Source organism: Desulfovibrio sp. 1188_IL3213 (assembly GCF_036763145.1).
In the GTDB taxonomy this organism is placed as follows: domain Bacteria; phylum Desulfobacterota; class Desulfovibrionia; order Desulfovibrionales; family Desulfovibrionaceae; genus Desulfovibrio.
Genome location: NZ_JBAIYR010000604.1, coordinates 1 through 1,117 on the forward strand (window position 1 = coordinate 1; position 1,117 = coordinate 1,117).

A 1,117-nucleotide genomic window follows, 5' to 3' on the forward strand; every position below is an offset into this window, starting at 1 on the left:
GATGCAGACTGCTGGCCTGGCCCCGACCCACCATGCGCAAAAATTCTTCACCCGACAGTTCGGGAACTTCCACTTCCCAGGCGGCTTCCATCTTGGCGCGCTGGTGCTCGTTCCAGAGCGCAAGGCAGTTGAGCACGCGGTCACGCCGCCAGCGCAACACCTCGCGGCCCCGCTTCATCATTTCAGCCATCTTGGGGCTGTGCAGAAATTCCAGAAAATCCTCATTGGAACTGAAGCCGCGCGGTATCCAGAACAGGCTGACAAAACGCCCGTAAAACGGCACCTGAAATTCCAGGCCGATGCGCACGTCAATGCCCGTTATTTCTGCGGCACGCAAAATTTCGCGCGCGGCATCGGGCTGCACCCAATACTCGTAGGCCACGGTCAAAGAACGCAGGCCCTTGATCCAGGCGTCCATTATGAGGTGCGTGGGGCTTTTGCGGCCCTTGGTGTTGGCATCGTACACGTGGTCGTCAAAGGCGATCTGGTTCCAGGCTTCGGGCATTTCCGGCAAGTGATAGCGGGCCAGCATACGGCGCACGATGCGCGGCGTTCCCTGTACCGTGCGGCGAAAGTCGTGGGCCAGCTTGAGCTGCTCCATCGGATTGTCATGCGCGCGCACGATGCTTTTCATGATCTGCATGAGCACACGCGCCGTATTGCGCCGCAAGGACGAATGCGCGCTGTTCAGCACCTCGTCATACAGGGTTTGCAGGGCAAGCAGCCTGTCCCTGGCCTGTGTGCGTCCTGCCTGAAGGTTGCGCAGCAGGTTGATGACCGCATAGGCCATACGCGAAACGGGAGAAGCCACCAGTTCCTTGATGCCGTGCGGGTGAAGGCTGGGGTCAAAAAGACAGGTATCCGAATGATTATCGGATTCAAGAATGCGGTTGACAAGGACAAGGATCTCCCTGTCCTGCTTGTCAAAATAAATGCCACGCCATACGAAACTCACGCCGCACACTCCTTTAAACCATTGCCACGCAACAGTTAGAGCAGATTAACTTTGAGAATATACATTCTCAAAGTTTAAGGCACGCTCACTTCGGCGTTTAACCGCGCAGATAAACTGCGCTTACGCCTCCGTAGCGAACGTCTGCTCACGCAGCCGTCCGAG

The 1,117-nt window shown here is 57.1% G+C and carries 1 pseudogene; it reads right to left on the reverse strand.

The annotated features are described in order from the left end of the window. Nucleotides 1-955: pseudogene (locus V6C16_RS13945) on the reverse strand (hypothetical protein); the annotation flags it as partial. Between the last annotated feature and the right edge of the window lie 162 nt (nt 956-1,117).